Annotated in this window: 1 protein-coding gene; it reads right to left on the bottom strand. The window is 48.0% G+C overall.

Translation table 11 applies throughout. From position 1 onward, the window contains the following. Positions 1-110 precede the first annotated feature (110 nt). Positions 111-1,113: ABC-F family ATP-binding cassette domain-containing protein (locus ABUA47_RS12885; RefSeq protein ID WP_349831650.1), on the bottom strand; the 1,003-nt coding region annotated here is incomplete at its 5' end.

Below are 1,113 nucleotides of genomic sequence, written 5' to 3'. Positions count from 1 at the left end.
CAGAAATATTGTTCCACCGTGGTAAAAAAATCGTTCCACCATGGTGGAACGATTTTTTCCTCATGATGGAACGATTTAAAATATACTTATTTAGTCCTTAGCTTCCGTTATCACTTTGTTGCGTACATACGTGCACGCAACTCCTTGATGTGGTCTGAAGTGATGTATTCGTCATACTCCATCATCTTGTCGATAATACCGTTCGGAGTCAATTCGATGATACGGTTGGCAACCGTCTGAATGAACTCGTGGTCGTGGGATGAGAAAAGGATATTGCCCTTATAGGTCTTTAGATTATTGTTGAATGCCTGGATAGACTCCAAGTCGAGGTGATTGGTAGGTGTATCCAGAATCAAGCAATTGGCATTGCGCAGCTGCATACGTGCAATCATGCAACGCATCTTCTCACCTCCCGACAATACGCTTGCTTTCTTCAGCACCTCCTCACCGGAGAACAGCATACGTCCCAGAAAACTCTTCATGTAGACTTCATTGCCTTCGCCGAACTGGCTCAACCAGTCCACCAGATTCAGGTCTGTATTAAAGAATGCAGTATTGTCCAGCGGCAGGTAAGCGGTAGTGATAGTCACACCCCAGTTGAAGGTACCCGCATCCGGTTTCATATTCTCGTTGATAATCTCGAACAGGGCGGTCATGGCACGCGGGTCGTGCGAAAGGAATACAATCTTGTCTCCCTTCTCTACATTGAAGTTGACGTCGCGGAACAGCACCGTACCATCTTCCAGCGTTTTCGTCAAACCGGAAACTTCCAGAATCTGATTACCCGGTTCGCGTTCGGGCGTAAAGATGATGCCCGGATACTTACGTGATGACGGCTTGATTTCTTCTACATTCAGTTTCTCCAACATCTTCTTGCGGCTGGTAGTCTGCTTGCTCTTTGCCACATTGGCACTGAATCGGCGGATAAACTCTTCCAGCTCTTTCTTCTTCTCCTCGGCCTTTGCCTTCTGGTTCTGCTGCTGACGGAGCGCCAGCTGGCTGGACTCGTACCAGAAGCTATAGTTACCGGCAAAGAGGTTAATCTTTCCGTAGTCGATGTCCACCGTATGCGTACAAACGGACTCGAGGAAGTGACGGTCGTGGCTCACCACC

The sequence above is a fragment of the Bacteroides sp. RTP31139st1_H2_RTP31139_211217 genome (genome assembly GCF_040227615.1).
Classification (GTDB): Bacteria; Bacteroidota; Bacteroidia; order Bacteroidales; family Bacteroidaceae; genus Bacteroides; species Bacteroides uniformis.
The sequence above is the reverse complement of the archived record's forward strand: the minus strand, read 5'-3'. Positions and strand labels throughout refer to the sequence as shown.